A 1,824-nucleotide genomic window follows, 5' to 3' on the forward strand; every position below is an offset into this window, starting at 1 on the left:
TGGTGCCCGACCTGGAGGCCGGCAACATGCTGGCCAAGCAGCTGAGCTTCCTGGCCAACGCCGACGCCGCCGGCATCGTGCTCGGCGCCCGGGTTCCGATCATTCTGACCAGCCGCGCCGACACCGTGCGCACCCGCTTGGCGAGCTGCGCCGTGGCCTCGCTGGTCGCCGCCACCCGGCGGGGTCCGGCCTTGGTCTTGGCCGCAGAGTGAGGAGGGCCTGATGTTGCACGCCAATGCCGTACTGGTTCTCAACGCTGGCTCGTCGAGCCTGAAGTTCTCGGTCATTCGACAGCTGGCTCGGAGCCGTGGCGTGAGTGGTTTGGAAGCGGTCATCAGTGGCCAAATTAGCGGTATTGGCACAGAGCCGACGTTCGAGGCTCTGGATGAACGCCGCAAAGTTCTTGCGCGGTACAGCTGGCCGGTGAGCCGCCGGCCAGACCGCTATGAATTCCTGCGCTTCCTGCTCGACTGGATCTCCATGTTCCCAGGCGAATTGAAGCTGGTGGCCGCCGGACACCGGGTGGTGCACGGAGGGACCCGTTTCTCCGCTCCTGTCCGTCTGACTCCGGCGGTCACCTGCGAACTGGAGGCACTGGCCCCGCTCGCACCGCTGCACCAACCGCATAATGTGGCTGCCATCAAGGCATTGGCCAAGGTGTATCCAGAACTGCCGCAGGTCGCCTGCTTCGACACCGCCTTCCACCAGACCCAGCCCTGGCAGGCGCAGACCTTCGCCCTGCCGCGCGAGCTGACCCAGGAGGGCGTGCGGCGCTATGGCTTTCACGGGCTGTCGTATGAGTACATCGCGCAGCGCCTGCCGCAGGTGGCGCCGGAACTGGCGGACGCGCGGGTGGTGGTCTGCCACCTGGGCAGCGGCGCCAGTCTGTGCGCCATGCGCGCCGGCAAGAGCCAGGACACCACCATGGGATTTACGGCGCTGGACGGAGTGCCTATGGGAACCCGGCCAGGCAGTCTCGATCCCGGTGTGCTGATCTACCTCATGCGCGAAAAGGGGATGGATGCCGACGCCCTGGAAGAGCTGCTGTACAGGCAATCCGGCCTGCTGGGCGTATCCGGCATTTCCAACGACATGCGCGATCTTCTGGAATCCGAAACTCCGGCGGCTGCACAGGCGGTGGAGCTGTTCTGCCACGGCGTGGTCAAGCAGGTGGCGGCGCTGGCGGCGTCGATGGGCGGGCTGGACGCGGTGGTGTTCACTGCCGGCGTGGGCGAGCATTCCGCGCCAGTGCGCGCGCGGGTGGCGGCGAAGCTGGGCTGGCTGGGCGTGGCGCTCGACGGCGCGGCGAACCGGGCCAACGCAACGCGCATTTCGGCCCCCGACAGCCACATCCCAGCCTTCGTCATCCCAACCGACGAGGAGCGCATGATAGCCAGCCATACCTTTGACGTCCTGATCCCCAGCGCGCAGGAGCGCGCCGTGTAGTCAGCTCAGTCATCGCTGCGCTGATATTCCGATCAGTGCTGTCATTGGGAATACGGCGCCATGAAGAATTTTCTTCCATACATGTACCTCTCCAGTTTGTCCTGTTTTGTCTTCGCATTCAGTGAATTGCCGTGGGCGGGAATCGAAGGGCGCGGCGCTATTTTTACTGGCCTGAAATCTTCTCTGTTTGCTGCGGTGCTCCTGATCGGGCTGAATGATTTATGATGGATGCGGACATGCGACCGGCACCCCTCACTGAATTCTACGTTTGCTGGCGCGATGCGCGGCTGGATCGTGACGGCCCGCTGCGCGAGGACATCCGGCTGCTCGGCCGGCTGCTCGGCGACACCGTGCGCGAGCAGGAGGGCGACGCGGTCT

At 65.1% G+C, this 1,824-nt stretch carries 3 protein-coding genes; all 3 read left to right on the top strand.

Annotated features, from left to right (window positions below):
* On the top strand, positions 1-212 hold a 212-nt coding region (locus tag TSO221_RS29420; RefSeq protein WP_247878321.1), incomplete at its 5' end, for a phosphate acyltransferase.
* Positions 213-222: 10 nt separating this feature from the next.
* Positions 223-1,446 (top strand): acetate/propionate family kinase, encoded by a 1,224-nt coding sequence (locus TSO221_RS29425; RefSeq protein ID WP_109122069.1) that lies wholly within the window; start codon positions 223-225, stop codon positions 1,444-1,446.
* A gap of 60 nt (positions 1,447-1,506) precedes the next feature.
* Positions 1,507-1,671: a hypothetical protein gene (locus TSO221_RS35725; protein WP_158284248.1), complete on the top strand. Its 165-nt coding sequence runs from the start codon at positions 1,507-1,509 to the stop codon at positions 1,669-1,671.
* Positions 1,672-1,824: the final 153 nt, after the last annotated feature.

It is taken from the genome of Azospirillum sp. TSO22-1 (assembly GCF_003116015.1).
Lineage (GTDB): Bacteria > Pseudomonadota > Alphaproteobacteria > Azospirillales > Azospirillaceae > Azospirillum.

Coding starts and splice junctions, on each gene's coding strand:
- TSO221_RS29425 (WP_109122069.1), top strand. CDS start 223: ATGTTGCACGCCAATGCCGTACTGGTTCTCAACGCTGGCTCGTCGAGC.
- TSO221_RS35725 (WP_158284248.1), top strand. CDS start 1,507: ATGAAGAATTTTCTTCCATACATGTACCTCTCCAGTTTGTCCTGTTTT.